This window comes from Paragemmobacter kunshanensis (genome assembly GCF_011059185.1).
GTDB lineage: Bacteria > Pseudomonadota > Alphaproteobacteria > Rhodobacterales > Rhodobacteraceae > Paragemmobacter > Paragemmobacter kunshanensis.
Map to the genome: position 1 here is coordinate 196,002 of NZ_JAALFE010000004.1, position 15,862 is coordinate 211,863.

Sequence of the window (15,862 nt, forward strand, 5' to 3'; positions counted from 1 at the left end):
AGGCGCGGCGATGGATTTCCTGTTTCTCGGCCTGCAGCAACTTGCCGATCCCGCGCTGTTCCTGACCATGTGCATCGGGGCCATCCTTGGCGTCATCGTGGGGGCCATCCCCGGGGCCGGGGCCGCCGTGACCATCTCGATCCTGCTGCCCAGCACCTTTGCGATGGACCCGCTTACCGGGATGACCCTCCTCCTCGGCGTCTATTGCGGCTCTGCCTATGGCTCGGCCATCCCCGCCATCATGATCAACACCCCCGGCAGCCCGGTCGCCGTGCTGACCGCGCTCGAGGCACGGCCCTTCGTCGACCGGGGCGAAGCGCGCCGCGCCCTGAGCCTTGCCTATTCCTCTTCCTTTGTCGGCGGCGTGCTGGCGGTCCTGGCCCTCATGCTGCTGACAAGGCCCCTCGCCGAAGTAGCCAAGAACTTCGGTTCGGCCGAATTCGCCATGCTGGCCTTCGCCGCCCTCGTCCTTGTCGTCATCGGCCATGGCGGGCGGCGGGTCGAGGCAACGGCGGCGCTGGCCTTCGGCCTGTTCCTTGCCACGGTGGGGATCGAAACCGCCTATTCCACCCAGCGCTACAGCTTTGGCCAAAGCTGGCTGATCCAGGGCATCCCCCTGGTGCCGATGGTCATCGGCCTTTTCGCCATGTCCGAGGCGCTGATCCAGCTCACCGGGCGCGACACCACGCGCCAATCCGTGCAGTTGAAGGGCCATTTCTTCCAGGGCTTCCTCGAGGTGTTCCGCTACAAGGTCACGCTCTTCGGCTCCTCCGTCTTCGGCATCATCTGCGGCATCATGCCGGGCGTGGGGGAATTCCTCGCGCAGCAGGTGAACTATGTCTGGGCGCGCAAGCTGTCGAAGGAAGGGCATCTCTTCGGCAAGGGCGCCCCTGAAGGCATCATCGTCTCCGAGGCCACGAACAACGCCGTCCCCCCCGCCGCGCTGATCCCCATGCTGGCCTTGGGCATCCCGGGCGAGGAACTGACAGCCATGATGCTGGCGGTCTTTCTGGTGCATAACGTGATCCCGGGGCCGGATCTCTTCCTGAACCGGCCGGAATTCGTGGCCGGGCTTTACTGGACGTTGCTGGCCATGAACCTGGTCATCATCCTGTTCCTTCTCGTCGCCACCAATACCATTGCCCGCGCCGCCCTGATCAACAAGCGCTTCCTCGGTGTGGCGATCCTCACGCTCTCGCTCATCGGCACCTATGCCTCGAACTACAATTTCTCGGATGTCGGCCTCGCCATGGCCTTTGCCGTGCTGGGCTACATCCTGCGCAGCCACCGTTGGCCGCTGACGCCCATCCTGCTGGGCGTCGTCATGGGACCGATCCTCGAAAGTCGCTTCCGCCAGGCCATGGGCGGCGCGGGCGGCGACCTTTCGATCTTCGTCACACGGCCGATCTCGGCCGTCATTCTTGCAGGGCTCGCCCTGCTTCTCTTCTTCACCATCCGGGGGGCGATCAAGGCACGCCGCCCGCGCGAGGACTGGCAGATCAATGACACTTGACCAAGCAACCATCGACCGGCTTGCCGCCACACCGGTCCCCCCCCAACGCCTGCTGATCGGCGGGGCATGGCAGGATGGCTCGGGCGCGCCGATGCCCGTCCTTTCCCCCATCGACGGATCGCGTCTGACAACCCTCGCCACAGCCTCCGCCGCGGATGTCGCCCGCGCCTGCGCGGATGCCCGCGCGGCCTTCGAAGATGGCCGCTGGTCTGCAAGGCCCCCCGCCGAACGCAAGAAGGTCCTGCACCGCCTCGCCGATCTGATCGACAGGCACGCCCTCGAACTGGCCGTTCTCGGCGTGCGCGACAACGGCACCGAAATCTCCATGGCGCTCAAGGCCGAACCGGGCAGCGCCGCCGGCACCTTCCGCTACTATGCCGAGGCGATCGACAAGATCCATGGCGAGATCGCGCCGACGCAGGCCAATGTGCTGGCGCTGGTCCACCGCGAACCCATCGGCGTCGTCGGGGCCATCGTGCCGTGGAATTTCCCTCTGATGATCGGCGCATGGAAGATCGCCCCGGCCCTTGCCATGGGCAATTCCGTGGTTCTGAAACCGGCTGAAACCGCCTCGCTTACCCTGCTGCGCCTTGCCGAACTCGCGCTCGAGGCCGGGGTGCCGCCCGGCGTCTTCAATGTCGTCACCGGCCCCGGCGCAATCACGGGCGAGGCGCTGGCGCTTTCGCCCGATGTCGATGTGCTGGTCTTCACGGGATCAGGTGCCACCGGGCGGCGGCTGCTGGAATATTCCGCCCGTTCCAACCTCAAGCGCTGCTATCTGGAACTGGGGGGCAAGTCGCCCAACATCGTCTTTGCCGATGCCCCCGATATCGCTGCTGCCGCCAAGGCCGCGGCCATGGCCATATTCCGCAATGCAGGCCAGGTCTGCGTCGCCGGTTCCCGCCTTCTGGTCGAGGCATCCATCCATGATGCCTTCATCGACGCGCTGACCCGGGCCACGACGCAGATGTCGGTCGGCAATCCGCTGCAACTGACAAGCCAGATCGGCGCGATCAACTCCCTGACGCAACTGGAGGCCAACCTGCGCTTCGTGACCGACGCCACCGCCGAAGGCGGCGAACTCGTGACCGGCGGCAACCGCATCCTTGCAGATACGGGCGGTTATTACATGGATCCGGCCATCGTCACGGGCGTCGCCCCCCACCACCGCCTCTTCCGGAACGAAGTCTTCGGCCCCGTCCTCGCCGTGACCCCCTTCTCTACCGAACAAGAGGCCCTGCATCTGGCCAATGCCACCGATTACGGCCTGGCCGCAGGCGTCTGGACAGGCAACCTCGGCCGCGCGCATCGCATGCTGCGGGGCATCCGCGCGGGCGTGGTGCATGTGAACACCTATGGCGGCGCCGATATCACCGTGCCCCTGTCCGGCACCCGGCAATCCGGCAACGGGGCGGACAAGTCGCTGCACGCATTGGACAAATACACCGATCTCAAGACCGGATGGATTCAACTGTGATGGCCGCCGACCGCACGATCCTTGTCGCAGGCACCTGGGACACGAAGAATGACGAACTGGCCTATATGGCCGATGTGATCCGCGCCCAGGGCGGGCGGGTCATCACGATGGATGTGTCGGTTCTGGGCGATCCCGCCACACCCGCCGACATCTCCAAGCATCAGGTGGCCGAGGCGGCAGGATCCAGCATCGCCGCGGCCATCGCCGCCGGGGATGAGAATACCGCCATGCAGATCATGGCCGCAGGCTCTGCCCGCCTAGCCGCCCGGCTGCATGCCGAAGGCCGCATCCATGGCGTGATCGTGCTGGGCGGCACCATGGGCACGGACCTGGCGCTCGATCTCTGTTCCGCCCTGCCGCTGGGCGTGCCGAAATACGTGGTCTCCACCGTCAGCTTTTCGCCCATGATCCCGCCGGAACGGCTGCCCGCAGATATCCAGATGATCCTCTGGGCAGGCGGGCTCTATGGCCTCAACGCCATCTGCAAGGCATCGCTCTCGCAGGCGGCAGGGGCCGTTCTGGGCGCGGCGCGCGCGGTGGAACCGCCCCGCCGCGACCGCCCGATGATCGGGATGACCAGCTTCGGCAAGACCGTCCTGCGCTATATGGTGTCCCTCAAACCCGCGCTCGAGGCGCGGGGTTTCGAGGTGGCCGTGTTCCATGCAACCGGCATGGGCGGCCGCGCCTTCGAAAGCCTTGCCGCCGAAGGCGCCTTCGCCGCCGTCCTCGACCTTGCCCCGCAAGAGGTGGGCAATCACCTGTTCGGTTCCGCCATCAGCGCCGGCCCCGACCGCATGACAGCCGCAGGCGCGCGCGGCCTGCCACAGATCGTTTCCATCGGCTGCTACGATCTGGTCGATCTGGTGGGCTGGCATCCCCTGCCCGACCGCTTTGCCGAAAACCCCTTCCACGCCCATAACCGGCTGCTTTCATCCGTCGTTCTGGATGCCGAACAGCGCCGCGCCATGGCGCGCCAGATCATGGCCAAGCTCTCAGGCGCAAAGGCCGAGACGGTGTTCCTTCTTCCCCTGCATGGCGGCAACGAATGGGATCGCCCCGGCGGCCCCTTGCAGGATGCGGCGGGCCTTGCCGCCTTCGTCGACGAGATCCGCAAATGCTGCGCGCCGAACGTCTCGCTGGTGGAACTCGACGCCCATATCAACGATCCGGCCTTCAGCGATGCGGCCCTCGCCATCGTAGACCGCTGGATCGCGGGCGGCCTGCTGCCGCGGGCCTGATCCGGCCAAGCCCCGGCATCAAAGAAAAACCCGGCGAAGCCCCCGTTCCGGGGCTTCGCCGGGCTGTCAAGGCATGCATCAGGCGATGACGTGATCCGGCACCTTGGCCCCGGTCATGAAGGCCACCGCGTCCGACATCGTGTATTCCTTCGGGTCAATCACGCAAAGACGCTTGCCCAGTCGGTGAATGTGGATGCGGTCCGCCACTTCGAAGACGTGCGGCATGTTGTGGCTGATCAGGATGATCGGCAGCCCCCGCTTCTTCACGTCAAGGATCAGTTCCAGCACGCGGCGGCTTTCCTTCACCCCCAGCGCGGCGGTGGGTTCGTCCATGATCACCACCTTGGACCCGAAGGCCGCCGCCCGCGCCACGGCCACGCCCTGACGCTGGCCACCCGAAAGCGTTTCCACCGCCTGCCCGATGTTCTGGATCGTCATCAGGCCCAGTTCGGACAGTTTCTCGCGCGCGATCTTTTCCATCGCCTTGCGATCCAGCATCCGCAACATCGACCCCATCACGCCCGGCTTGCGGATCTCGCGCCCCATGAACATGTTGTCCGCGATGGAAAGCGCGGGCGAAAGGGCAAGGTTCTGATACACCGTCTCGATCCCGGCATTGCGCGCCTGCATCGGGTTGGTGAAGTGGACGGGTTTGCCGTCCAGCTTGATCTCGCCCTCGTCCGGCACCACGGCACCGCAAAGCGCCTTGATGAGGGTGGACTTGCCCGCCCCGTTATCCCCGATCACGGCAAGGATCTCGCCGGGGTAGAGGTCGAAGTCGCAATTGTCGAGCGCGGTCACGCGACCATAGCGCTTGGTCAATCCGCGTGCGGTCAGAATGGGTTCAGCCATGTCTCGTCCCTCCCTTAGCCCGAAACCTTGCGGATCCACTGGTCAATGGCGACGGCGCCGATGATCAGGATCCCGGTCAAAAGCACCTTCCACTGCGGGTCCGCGCCCAGCATATTCAGCCCCATGCTCATCACGCCGACGATCAGCGTCCCGAACAGCACGCCAAGGATCGATCCGCGCCCGCCAAACAGCGAGATGCCCCCGATCACCGCAGCCGTGATGGCTTGCAGGTTGAAGTCGGTGACGACGGTGGACGGCGAGATCGAACCGTTCCGCCCGATGGACACCCAGGCCGCCAGACCCGCGATCAGGCCCGCCAGCGTATAGGTCTTCAGCAGCACGTTGTTCGTGCGGATCCCGGCCAGATCTGCGGCGTCCGGATCATCGCCGACGGCATAGATATGGCGCCCGAAAGCCGTGTTGTTCAGCATGAACCACAGGCCCACATACAGCGCCAGCATGGCGACCACGCCCAGCGTCACAACCGCGCCGCCGATCTTGAAGCTGGTGCCGAAAATGTGCAGCAACTGGGTCTGCGCCGTCAGGTCCGCCTCTCGCAATGTGGCGTTCTCCGAATAGATCAGACAGATCGCCATGATGATGTTCCAGGTGCCCAGCGTCACGATGAAGGGCGGCAGTTTCAGGCGCGAGACCAGATAACCGTTCAACGCCCCCCCGCCCCCTGCGATCAGGAACCCGGCAAGGATCGCCACCATGGCGGGCATTTCATAGGCGAGAACGAAATTGCCCATGATGACAAAGGCAAAGACCATCAGAACGCCGATCGACAGGTCGATACCCGCCGTCAGGATCACCAGCGTCTGGGCCGAAGCAAGGATACCCACCACCGCCACCTGCTGCATGATCAGCGTCAGGGTATAGGCGGAAAAGAACCGCTCCCCCCGCGCAAGGCCAAAGATGATGATCAGCGCGACAAGCACGATCATCGGCACGGCGGCCGGGTTGGAATGCAGGAAGTGCTGCAGCTTGCGAAGGCCGCTTTTCTGTTCCTCGAAATGGGCGACCGTGGTCGCGCTCTTGTCGAGAACCTTTTCGAATTCCTGTGGCTGACTCATCTGTCCCCCCGTTCAACCCGCCATCCGGGCGCTGCCTAGACGAAGGGCGGCCCTGATCGAGAGCCGCCCCCGTTTTCTCCCTTCCGGGATCGTGCGGGGGGACAGGCCCCCCGCGCAAGTCTTTTCAGATCAGCCCCAGCAGAGCTCGGTGCCCTTGGTGGTGTCGATCGACGGCACGCCTTCGGCGGGCTTGTCGGTGATCAGCGCCACGCCGGTGTCGAAGAAGGCCTTGCCCGGGGTCGGCTCCGGCTTCACGCCTTCGTCGGCCCACTTCTTGATCGCTTCCACGCCCAGCGCCGCCATCATCAGCGGGTACTGCTGCGAGGTCGCACCGATCACGCCGTCCTTGACCGAGGCCACGCCCGGGCAGCCGCCGTCAACCGACACGATCAGCACGTCGTTTTCCTTGCCGATCGCCTTCAGCGCCTGATAGGCACCCACGGCGGCCGGTTCGTTGATCGTGTGGATCACGTTGATGTCGGGGTTGATCTGCAGAAGGTTCTCCATCGCCTTGCGGCCGCCTTCTTCGTTGCCGTTGGTGATGTCGTGGCCGACGATGCGCGGATCATCCTCGTCGCCGATATCGTTGGGGTCCTTCACGTCGATCCCGAAGCCCATCATGAAGCCCTGGTTGCGCAGGACGTCCACGGTCGGCTCGGACGGGGTCAGGTTCAGGAAGCCGATCTTGGCATTGGCGGCCTCGGCACCCAGCGTGGCGGCAGCCCATGCACCGATCAGCTTGCCGGCTTCCAGGTTGTCGGTCGCGAAGGTCGCATCGGCGGCATCAGCCGGATCAAGGGGGGTGTCCAGCGCGATGACGACCATGCCGGCCTCTTGCGCCTTCTTCACCGAATCGACGATCGCCTTGGTGTCCGAGGCGGCGATCAGGATGCCCTTGGCACCGTCGGCGATGCAGGCTTCGATGGCCGCGACCTGGCTGTCATGGTCACCGTCCACCTTGCCGGCATAGGATTTCAGGGTCACACCCAGTTCCGCAGCCTTGGCTTCGGCGCCTTCCTTCATCTTGACGAAGAAGGGGTTGGTGTCGGTCTTGGTGATCAGGCAGGCAGAAACGTCCTGCGCCATGGCCGGAACAGCCGACATCAGGGCAAGCGTGGCAGCGCCCGCAAGGGCCTTAGCTTTGAATTTCATTGATTTTCCTCCCAAGAAAATCCGGGGGTGCCCCCCCTTTGTGACATGCCGTGAAGGGACATCCCCCCTTGCGACGCAGCCAAGAAAGCCGATTCCCGCCCTCGCGTCAAGATAATTAAATCACTCTGAATTATTATTGACAGGCTGCCGATTCCCCGCGCATCCTCGCCTCAAAACCGGGCAACACACCCGGAGCGGGAGGAGACGTGCGACCATTGGCCGAGACGATGCCGGATCGTCTGCACCCCGAAGCCACGGGCTTCCGGGGATCGAACCAGTCCGGCATGCGCGCGCATAACGAAAGGCTCGTCCTTTCCATCCTGCGTCGGCAAGGGCCGCTCGCCAAGTCCGATCTTGCGCGCATGACGGGGCTTTCGGTGCAGACCGTGTCCGTCATCATGCGCAGCCTCGAACAGGACGGGCTCTTGCTGCGCGGGGAACCGATCCGCGGCCGCATCGGCCAACCCTCCGTCCCGATGTCGCTGGATGCCGAGGGGGCCTTCTTCATCGGGCTGAAGATCGGCCGCCGGTCTGCCGATCTCATGCTGGTCGATTTCCTCGGCCGGGTCCGCGCCACGCGCCGCCGCGTCTATCGCTACCCCACCCCCGGCACGGTCGTGGCCTTCGTCACCGAGGCGCTGCCCGCGGTTCTGGAAAATCTGCCCGCCGCCCTGCGCGACCGCGTCGGCGGCATCGGCATCGCCATGCCCTTCCAGCTCTGGAACTGGGTGCGCTACATCGGGGCGCCGCAGACGGAAATGGACGCCTGGCGGGATCGCGACATCGCCGCCGAAATCTCGGCCATCGCGGGCATGCCGGTCCATGTCCAGAACGATGCCACTGCCGCCTGCGGCGCGGAACTGGTCTTCGGAACGGGCGAAAAGCCGAAGGACTTTCTCTATTTCTATTTCGGCACCTTCATCGGTGGCGGGCTGGTGCTGAACGGTCAGCTCTTTCCGGGGCGCACCGGCAATGCGGGCGGTGTCGGCCCCATGCCCGTTCCCGGCCCCGATGGCACGCTGCAACGCCTGTTCGATGTCGCCTCGATGTCGCGCCTGGCCGAAATGATGGAAGCCGCGGGCGAAAGTGCCGATCACCTTTGGGAACAGCATGCCGAATGGCGCGTCTCCGACCACCTCCTCGATCACTGGATCCAGCATGCCGCCGAAGGACTGGCCTATGCCACCCTCTCTGCCGCGGCGCTGGTCGAACTGGAAGCCGTGATGATCGACGGATGGATGCCCACGCATGTCCGCGCCGAACTGACCCTTCGCACCGATGCCGCCCTCGGCCGGCTCGATCTTTCGGGCGTCGAGCGTCCGCAGGTCCGCGAAGGCACCGTCGGCGCCGAAGCCCGCGCCCTCGGTGCTGCCGCCATCCCCCTGGCCCAGCGCTACCTGATCGACCCGGCAATCCCGCAGGGCTGATTGTCGCAGTCCGCGAAAATCGGGCCAATCCGGCCCGAAATGGCCCGGAAATCCTGCGGTTTCTGCATCTGCATCTTGATCTGTTCGAACATTCTGCCCAGATGGACAGGGTCCGTCCAAACGAATGGGCTAACCTTCGGGTGGTTCCTGTCGAATAAGAAGACTGCGTCGCATACCGGCGCTGAGGGAGAGTTTGTTTTCCGATGACCCTTGCGCTGATTGCCGCCCTGCCCTTCCTCGGAGCCCTGCTTCCGGGCCTTCTCATCCGCGCCGGACGCACGGCCTGCGCCACGGTCACGGGATCCGTCACCGCGCTCGCCCTCGCGCTGCTCGCGCTTCAGGCCCCCGCCGTCCTGCGTGGAGAGGTGGTGCAGACCCGGATCGAATGGCTGCCCTCGCTCGGGCTGAACGCGAATTTCATGCTCGATGGCCTCGGCCTGCTCTTTGCCGGGCTGATCCTCGGGATCGGGCTTCTCATCATCCTCTATGCCCGCTTCTATCTTTCGAAGTCGGATCCGATGGGGGTCTTCTACACCTACCTCATGCTCTTTCAGGGCGCTATGGTGGGGATCGTCCTGTCGGACAACATCCTTCTTCTGCTGATCTTCTGGGAACTTACCTCGCTTTCGTCCTTCCTGCTGATCGGCTACTGGAAACACCTTCCCGAAGGCCGCCAGGGCGCGCGCATGGCGCTGGCCGTCACCGGCAGCGGCGGGCTTGCCATGATCGCGGGCATGCTGATCCTGGGCAATATCGCTGGCAGCTATGACCTGTCGGTGATCCTGACGCAGAAAGTCGTGATCCAGGCCTCTGGCTGGTATCTGCCCGCGCTGATCCTGATCCTGCTCGGCGCTTTCACCAAATCCGCGCAGTTTCCGTTCCACTTCTGGCTTCCCCATGCGATGGCGGCCCCCACCCCGGTTTCGGCCTACCTGCATTCGGCCACCATGGTGAAGGCCGGCATCTTCCTGATGGCCCGCATGTGGCCGGTGCTGGCCGGCACGCCGGAATGGTTCTGGATCGTCACCTCGGCCGGGCTGATCACCATGGTGATCGGGGCCAAGATCGCCTTCTTCAAGGACGACCTGAAGGCGCTTCTCGCCTTTTCCACGGTCAGCCATCTTGGCCTGATCACCATGCTGCTGGGTCTTGGCACGGCCAAGGCGGCAACTGTCGCGATCTTCCACATCATCAACCATGCCACCTTCAAGGCCGCGCTCTTCATGTCGGCGGGGATCGTGGACCATGAGGCGCATACCCGCGATCTGCGCCGCCTCGGCGGCCTGCGCCACCTGATGCCCGTCACCTTCACCATCGCGGGCATCGCCGCGCTTTCCATGGCCGGGATCCCGCCCTTCAACGGCTTCCTGTCGAAAGAGATGATGCTGGAAGAGGCGGCGCATACCGCGCTCGGCCCCGACTGGCTGCTGCCGGTTCTGGCCACGATCGGCGCGCTCTTCTCCGTCGCCTACAGCTTCCGCTTCCTCGCGCATGGCTTCCTCGGCCCGGTCCGCGACGATTATCCCCACAAACCCCATGATCCGGGCTTCGGCCTCTGGGCCGCCCCCGCCCTGCTGGCCACCCTTGTCGTGATCATCGGCCTTGCCCCCATGGCCTCGGCGGCCTGGCTGGTGGATGCCGCGGCCTCGGCCGTCACGGGCACCGCGCAAGAGGTGCATATCAAGCACTGGCACGGCCTCTATTCCCCCGCGCTGTGGATGTCGATCGCGGCCGTGGGCGGCGGCTTTGCCATGCTCGCCGCCTTCCCGCGGCTGCGCGCCATGTGGGACGGCACCCCCCGACCCGAAGCGAAGGCGATCTTCGACGCCATTGTCGAACCGCTTGCCGCTGGGGCGCGCGCGCTCACGCAGGCCCTGCACAACGGCTCGCTTACCCGCGCCATCGCCATCGCGACCATCGCCATCACCGCGACGGCGCTCTGGGCCTTCAACAGCGGCACCCACAGCCCCGGCACGCGCGAGATGCTGGCCATAACCCCGGTCACCGCCATTGCCTGGGGCCTTCTGATGTTCGCCACGCTGGGCGTCGCGCTGATCCACCGGAACCGCCTGCTCTCGCTCATCCTGATCGGGATCATCGGCCTCATCATCTCGCTCGGCTTCGCCTGGCTCTCGGCCCCCGACCTCGCGCTGACCCAGATCACGGTCGAGGTTGTCACCGTGGTCTTCATGCTGCTCGCGCTCAACTTCCTGCCCAAGGAGACCCCGCGCGAAAGCAGCCCCGTCCGCCGCATTCGCGATGCCGTCATCGCAATCGGCGCGGGCGCGGGCATCGCGGGCCTGGCCTATGCGATCATGACCCGCAACTTCGCCTTCCCCTCCATATCGGCCTATCACCTCGAACAGTCGAAACCGGGCGCGGGCGGCACCAATGCGGTCAACACCATCATCGTGGATTTCCGCGGCTATGATACCTTCGGCGAAATCATCGTGCTGGGGATCGCCGCGCTGCTGATCTATGCGCTGGCCGAAGCCCTGCTGAAACCCGGCCCCGCCAATGACGCGCTGCGCGCCATGGCCGCCACGCGGACAGGCCTTGCCGGCGACCGGCACCCGCTGCTGATGGTGATGGCCACCCGCTTCATCCTGCCTGTCGCCATGATGATCGGTGTCTTCATCTTCCTGCGCGGCCACAACCTGCCCGGCGGCGGCTTTGTCGCGGGCCTCGTCTTCGCCATCGCCACCGTGATGCAATACATGGCCTCCGGCCTCGGCTGGACAGAGGCGCGCCAGCGCATCGACCATCACGCCCTCATCGGCGCGGGGGTCCTGACCGCCGCCGCCGCGGGCGTCGGGTCCTGGCTCTTCGGCGCGCCCTTCCTCGCCTCCAGCTACACCTATGTCCATCTCTGGCCGCTCGAGGAATTCGAGCTTGCCACCGCCGCCATCTTCGATCTGGGCGTCTTCCTCTGCGTCCTCGGCGCGGTGCTGCTCGCCCTCAACTCACTCAGCCGTCTGGCCCGCCGCGCCGGCGAAACGGTCAGCGCCGATCCCTATTCCGTGGATCGCCCGGAAGGGGGAAATTGACATGGAAGCCCTGATCGCCATCGCCATCGGCAGCCTTACCGCCAGCGGCGTCTACCTGATGCTGCGCCAGCGCACCTTTCCCGTCATCATCGGGCTGACGCTGCTGTCCTATGCCGTGAACGTCTTCATCTTCGCCGCGGGCCGCATCGTGCCTGGCCTTCCGGCCATCATCGCCAAGGATGCGGCGGGCTATACCGATCCGCTGCCGCAGGCGCTCGTCCTCACGGCCATCGTGATCTCCTTCGGGATGACCGCCGTCATAGTGCTGATGGCGCTCGGCTCCTGGCTCGAAGCTGGCCATGACAAGGTCGACATGGACGAGGAAGAGGAGACACGCGCATGATGTCGCACTGGATCATCGCGCCGGTCGTCCTTCCGGCGATCCTCGCACCGCTCATCGTGCTGGTCATGCGCAACGACCTGACGCTGCAGCGCATCTTCGGCCTCGCGGGAACCGTGGCGCTGGGGGCCATCGCGGCGGCGCTGCTGATCGCGGCCAGCCACAACCCTCCAGAGGCCTATCTGCTGGGCAACTGGCCCGCCCCCTTCGGCATCGTCCTCGTGCTGGACAGGCTTTCCGCCATGATGCTGATGCTCACGGCCATCCTTGCGCTTGGCGTGCAGCTTTACGTCATCTCTACCGATTGGGATGCGCGGGGCCGCCATTTCCACGCGCTCTTCCTGTTTCAGCTGATGGGCCTGAACGGGGCCTTCCTGACTGGCGACGCCTTCAACCTCTTCGTCTTCTTCGAAGTGCTTCTCATCGCCTCCTACGGGCTGATGATCCATGGCGCAGGCAAGGACAGGCTGCGCGCCGGGGTGCAGTATATCGGCTTCAACCTCGTGGCCTCCACGCTGTTCCTCTTCGCGCTGGCCACGGTCTATGCCGTGACCGGCACGCTCAACATGGCCGACATCGCCGTCAAGGTCGCGGCCCTGCCCGAAGGGGATGCCGCCCTGATCCGTGCCGCGGCCGTGCTGATGCTTTCGGTCTTCGCGATCAAGGGCGCGCTGGTGCCGCTGCAATTCTGGCTGCCAGGCACCTATGCCAATGCCCCGGGCCCGGTCGCCGCGCTCTTTGCCATCATGACCAAGGTCGGCGCCTATGCGATCCTGCGCAGCAGCACGCTCTTCTTCACGCCCGACTCCCCCGCCATCGGCAGCATGATCGGCGATCTGATGCTGCCCGCCGCGCTTGTCACCCTGGCCATCGGGGCCGTTGGCGTGCTGGGGGCCACCACGCTGCAACGGCTGGCGGCCTTTGCCGGCATCGCCTCCATGGGCACGATCTTCACCGCCTTCTCGGCCTTCACGCCCGCCGCGACCTCGGCCGCGCTCTATTACCTGATCCATTCCACCCTCGCCACGGCCGCGCTGTTCCTGATCGCCGATCTCGTCACCGACCGCCGCGGCAGCGCCCGACTGGACGCGCGCCCCCGGATCGCCCAGCAGGGCCTGATCGCCGGACTGTTCTTCGTCGGTGCCATCGCCCTGGCCGGCATGCCGCCGCTGTCGGGCTTCATCGGGAAACTGCTGGTCCTCGATGCGATGCGCGGCGATGCGCCGCTGATCTGGACGGTGGTGCTGCTGTCCTCGCTTCTGCTGATCCTCGGCTTCGCGCGCGCCGGATCCGTGCTGTTCTGGAAATCCCACGCAACCGGCGAGGCACCCGAACCCGGCCATGCCTCCGAACCCCTCGCCTTCATCTCGGTCGGGGCGCTTCTAGCGGCACTTGTCGCGCTCACCATCTTCGCAGGCCCGGTCAAGGACTGGCTCGACCTTACCGCCACGGCCCTGCACCAACCCGCTGGCTATATCGCCGCGAACCAGCTTCCGTGGGTGAACTGACATGCTCCGCCGCCTCTATCCCCACCCCTACCTCTCGCTCTTCCTGGTCCTGACCTGGTTCCTCCTCGTCAATCAATGGAAGCTGGGCAGCCTTGTCATGGCCGCCTTCCTTGCGACCGTGATCCCCCTGATCACCGCGCCCTACTGGCCCCACCGCCCCCGGCTCAATAGCCTGCCCGCGCTTCTTTCCTATGTCCTTCTGGTGGTCTGGGACGTGATCGTCGCCAATGTGCAGGTGGCGAAGATCGTCCTGTTCATGCCGCGCGATCGCATCCAGTCCGCCTGGATCCGCGTCCCGATCGAGTTGAAATCGCCCGAGGCCATCGCCCTGCTTGCCGGAACCATCACCATGACCCCCGGCACCGTCACCGCCGACATGTCCTCCTGCGGGCGCGTCCTGCTGATCCACTCGCTGCATGCGCCCGACCCCGACGCCATCCGCGACGACATCAAGTCGCGCTACGAATCCCGGCTCAAGAGGATCTTCGAATGATCACCTACGCCCTTGCCTTCGCGCTCGTCTGTTTCGGCCTCGGCCTGATCCTGAACCTCTGGCGCCTCATCCTCGGCCCGACGGTGGCCGACCGCGTGCTTGCGCTCGACACGATGGTCGTGAACGTCATCGCCATCATCGTCCTCTACGGCATCCAGACCGGCCTCGGCATCAACTTCGAGGCAGCGATGCTCTTTGCCATGACGGGCTTCGTCGGCACCGTCGCCTTCTGCAAATTCCTTCTCAGGGGGAGCGTGATCGAATGACCTTCGCCCTCGACATCATCCTTTCCATCCTTCTTGTCGTGGGCGGCCTCTTCGGCCTGACCGGCAGCTATGGCCTGATCCGCCTCAAGGACAGGATGCAGCGCCTGCATGCCCCGACCAAGGCCTCCACCGTCGGCCTCGGCACCGCGCTGCTCGCCTCCATGTTCCACGGCCTGATGATCGGCACGGGCTTCTCCTGGCAGGAAATCCTGGTGATGGTCTTCATCTTCGTCACGGCACCGATCACCGCGAACTACCTGTCCAAGGTGCATCTGCAATCACGCCATTTCGACGGCCAGATCCCCAAGACCGGCGTCAGCCGCGACTGGTCCACCTTCGACGACGCCCCCGAAGGCCCGGAACCGCAGCTTCCCCAACGGGATTCCTGACCAAACGGTAAAAAAGAAGCAGATAGATCGCATCCCCGCCCTTGCGCGGGGCAGCGCCTGCAGGCATCTTCCCCCCGTCCGGAAGGGAGGACCGCGTGCAGACACTCACCCCAAGCAAGACCCAGCTTCCGCAGGTCGCCCATCCGCGCAATCCCGGCATGCCGCTCGATCTCGACTGGGTCGCCGCCGTGCAGGCGAATACCTCCGCCATCGAACGCCGCGCCGCCACGCTGGGTGGCCGCCGCTCGGTGAAGAAAGAGTTTCAGGCCGCATGGCTTCTGAAGGCCGTCAGCCTGATCGACCTCACCACCCTCTCGGGTGATGATACCTGGGGCCGCGTCGAACGGCTCTGCGCCAAGGCGCGCCAGCCCGTCGCCCCCTGGATGCTGGAAAAACTCGGGATGGAGGGGCTCACCACCGGCGCGGTCTGCGTCTATCACGACATGGTGGAAACCGCCGTCCGCGCGCTGGAAGGCACGAAAATCCCCGTCGCCGCCGTCTCCACCGGCTTTCCGGCGGGCCTCTCGCCCTTCGACCTCCGCATCGAGGAAATCCGCCGCTCCGTCGCTGCGGGCGCGCAAGAGATCGACATCGTCATCTCGCGCCGCCACGTCCTGACAGGCAACTGGCAGGCGCTCTATGACGAGATGCGCGAAATGCGCGATGCCTGCGGGAACGCCCATGTGAAGGCCATCCTCGCCACGGGCGAGCTTGCCACCCTCCGCAATGTCGCCCGCGCCAGCCTCGTCTGCATGATGGCGGGGGCGGATTTCATCAAGACCTCCACCGGCAAGGAGTCGGTCAACGCCACCCTGCCCGTGACACTGACGATGATCCGGGCCATCCGCGACTATCAGGATCGCACGGGGGTGAAGGTCGGCTACAAACCCGCAGGCGGCATCGCCAAGGCCAAGGATGCGCTTCTATACCTCGCCCTGATGAAGGACGAGTTGGGCCATCCCTGGCTGCAACCCGATCTCTTCCGCTTCGGCGCGTCTTCCCTGCTGGGCGACATCGAACGCCAACTCGAACATTACCTGACCGGCCACTACTCGGCCGCCAACCGCCATGCGATGGGATAGGA

The 15,862-nt window shown here is 65.3% G+C and carries 14 protein-coding genes; 11 read left to right on the plus strand and 3 right to left on the minus strand.

The features are described 5' to 3' along the window. The first annotated feature begins 10 nt into the window (after positions 1–10). Genes G5V65_RS06185 through G5V65_RS06195 form a run of 3 tightly spaced genes read left to right on the plus strand, consistent with a single transcriptional unit; the run spans position 11 to position 4,228 of the window. Positions 11–1,513 (plus strand): tripartite tricarboxylate transporter permease, encoded by a 1,503-nt coding sequence (locus tag G5V65_RS06185; protein WP_165047959.1) that lies wholly within the window; start codon positions 11–13, stop codon positions 1,511–1,513. Then, complete coding sequence (locus G5V65_RS06190) at positions 1,503–2,990, plus strand: aldehyde dehydrogenase family protein (protein WP_165047961.1); 1,488 nt, start codon at positions 1,503–1,505, stop codon at positions 2,988–2,990. Before G5V65_RS06185 ends, G5V65_RS06190 begins: the two co-directional genes overlap by 11 nt. Further along, positions 2,990–4,228: a Tm-1-like ATP-binding domain-containing protein gene (locus G5V65_RS06195; protein WP_165047963.1), complete on the plus strand. Its 1,239-nt coding sequence runs from the start codon at positions 2,990–2,992 to the stop codon at positions 4,226–4,228. Before G5V65_RS06190 ends, G5V65_RS06195 begins: the two co-directional genes overlap by 1 nt. Positions 4,229–4,306: 78 nt before the next feature. Here G5V65_RS06195 and G5V65_RS06200 read toward each other — a convergent pair whose 3' ends face one another. The 3 genes from G5V65_RS06200 to G5V65_RS06210 all read right to left on the minus strand — a co-directional run bounded on the left by G5V65_RS06200 (position 4,307) and on the right by G5V65_RS06210 (position 7,308). Beyond that, on the minus strand, positions 4,307–5,080 hold the full coding sequence (locus tag G5V65_RS06200) for an ATP-binding cassette domain-containing protein (protein ID WP_165047965.1): 774 nt from the start codon (positions 5,078–5,080) through the stop codon (positions 4,307–4,309). A gap of 14 nt (positions 5,081–5,094) precedes the next feature. Further along, the gene (locus tag G5V65_RS06205) at positions 5,095–6,156 is read right to left on the minus strand and encodes an ABC transporter permease (RefSeq protein WP_165047968.1); all 1,062 of its coding nucleotides are present in this window, start codon (positions 6,154–6,156) and stop codon (positions 5,095–5,097) included. Positions 6,157–6,285: 129 nt separating this feature from the next. Next, entirely contained in the window at positions 6,286–7,308 is a 1,023-nt protein-coding gene (locus G5V65_RS06210; protein ID WP_165047970.1) for a sugar ABC transporter substrate-binding protein, read from the minus strand. A 227-nt stretch (positions 7,309–7,535) separates the two neighbouring features. Between G5V65_RS06210 and G5V65_RS06215 the strand changes: the two genes are divergently transcribed. The 8 genes from G5V65_RS06215 (at position 7,536) to deoC (ending at position 15,860) form a co-directional block, all read left to right on the plus strand. Then, entirely contained in the window at positions 7,536–8,735 is a 1,200-nt protein-coding gene (locus G5V65_RS06215; protein WP_165048124.1) for an ROK family transcriptional regulator, read from the plus strand. A gap of 203 nt (positions 8,736–8,938) precedes the next feature. Then, positions 8,939–11,782: a monovalent cation/H+ antiporter subunit A gene (locus G5V65_RS06220; protein ID WP_165047972.1), complete on the plus strand. Its 2,844-nt coding sequence runs from the start codon at positions 8,939–8,941 to the stop codon at positions 11,780–11,782. Position 11,783: 1 nt separating this feature from the next. After that, positions 11,784–12,125 carry a Na+/H+ antiporter subunit C gene (locus tag G5V65_RS06225; RefSeq protein ID WP_165047974.1) on the plus strand — a complete coding sequence of 114 codons (342 nt, stop codon included), beginning with the start codon at positions 11,784–11,786 and terminating at the stop codon, positions 12,123–12,125. After that, positions 12,125–13,630: a monovalent cation/H+ antiporter subunit D gene (locus tag G5V65_RS06230; RefSeq protein ID WP_165048127.1), complete on the plus strand. Its 1,506-nt coding sequence runs from the start codon at positions 12,125–12,127 to the stop codon at positions 13,628–13,630. The genes G5V65_RS06225 and G5V65_RS06230 overlap by 1 nt, the downstream gene beginning before the upstream one ends. A 1-nt stretch (position 13,631) precedes the next feature. Then, positions 13,632–14,123 carry a Na+/H+ antiporter subunit E gene (locus G5V65_RS06235; protein ID WP_165047977.1) on the plus strand — a complete coding sequence of 164 codons (492 nt, stop codon included), beginning with the start codon at positions 13,632–13,634 and terminating at the stop codon, positions 14,121–14,123. Beyond that, the gene (locus G5V65_RS06240) at positions 14,120–14,389 is read left to right on the plus strand and encodes a K+/H+ antiporter subunit F (protein ID WP_165047979.1); all 270 of its coding nucleotides are present in this window, start codon (positions 14,120–14,122) and stop codon (positions 14,387–14,389) included. Before G5V65_RS06235 ends, G5V65_RS06240 begins: the two co-directional genes overlap by 4 nt. Next, positions 14,386–14,778 carry a monovalent cation/H(+) antiporter subunit G gene (gene mnhG / locus G5V65_RS06245; RefSeq protein ID WP_165047981.1) on the plus strand — a complete coding sequence of 131 codons (393 nt, stop codon included), beginning with the start codon at positions 14,386–14,388 and terminating at the stop codon, positions 14,776–14,778. The genes G5V65_RS06240 and mnhG overlap by 4 nt, the downstream gene beginning before the upstream one ends. A 95-nt stretch (positions 14,779–14,873) precedes the next feature. Continuing rightward, positions 14,874–15,860 carry a deoxyribose-phosphate aldolase gene (gene deoC, locus G5V65_RS06250; RefSeq protein ID WP_165047984.1) on the plus strand — a complete coding sequence of 329 codons (987 nt, stop codon included), beginning with the start codon at positions 14,874–14,876 and terminating at the stop codon, positions 15,858–15,860. Positions 15,861–15,862 lie beyond the last annotated feature (2 nt).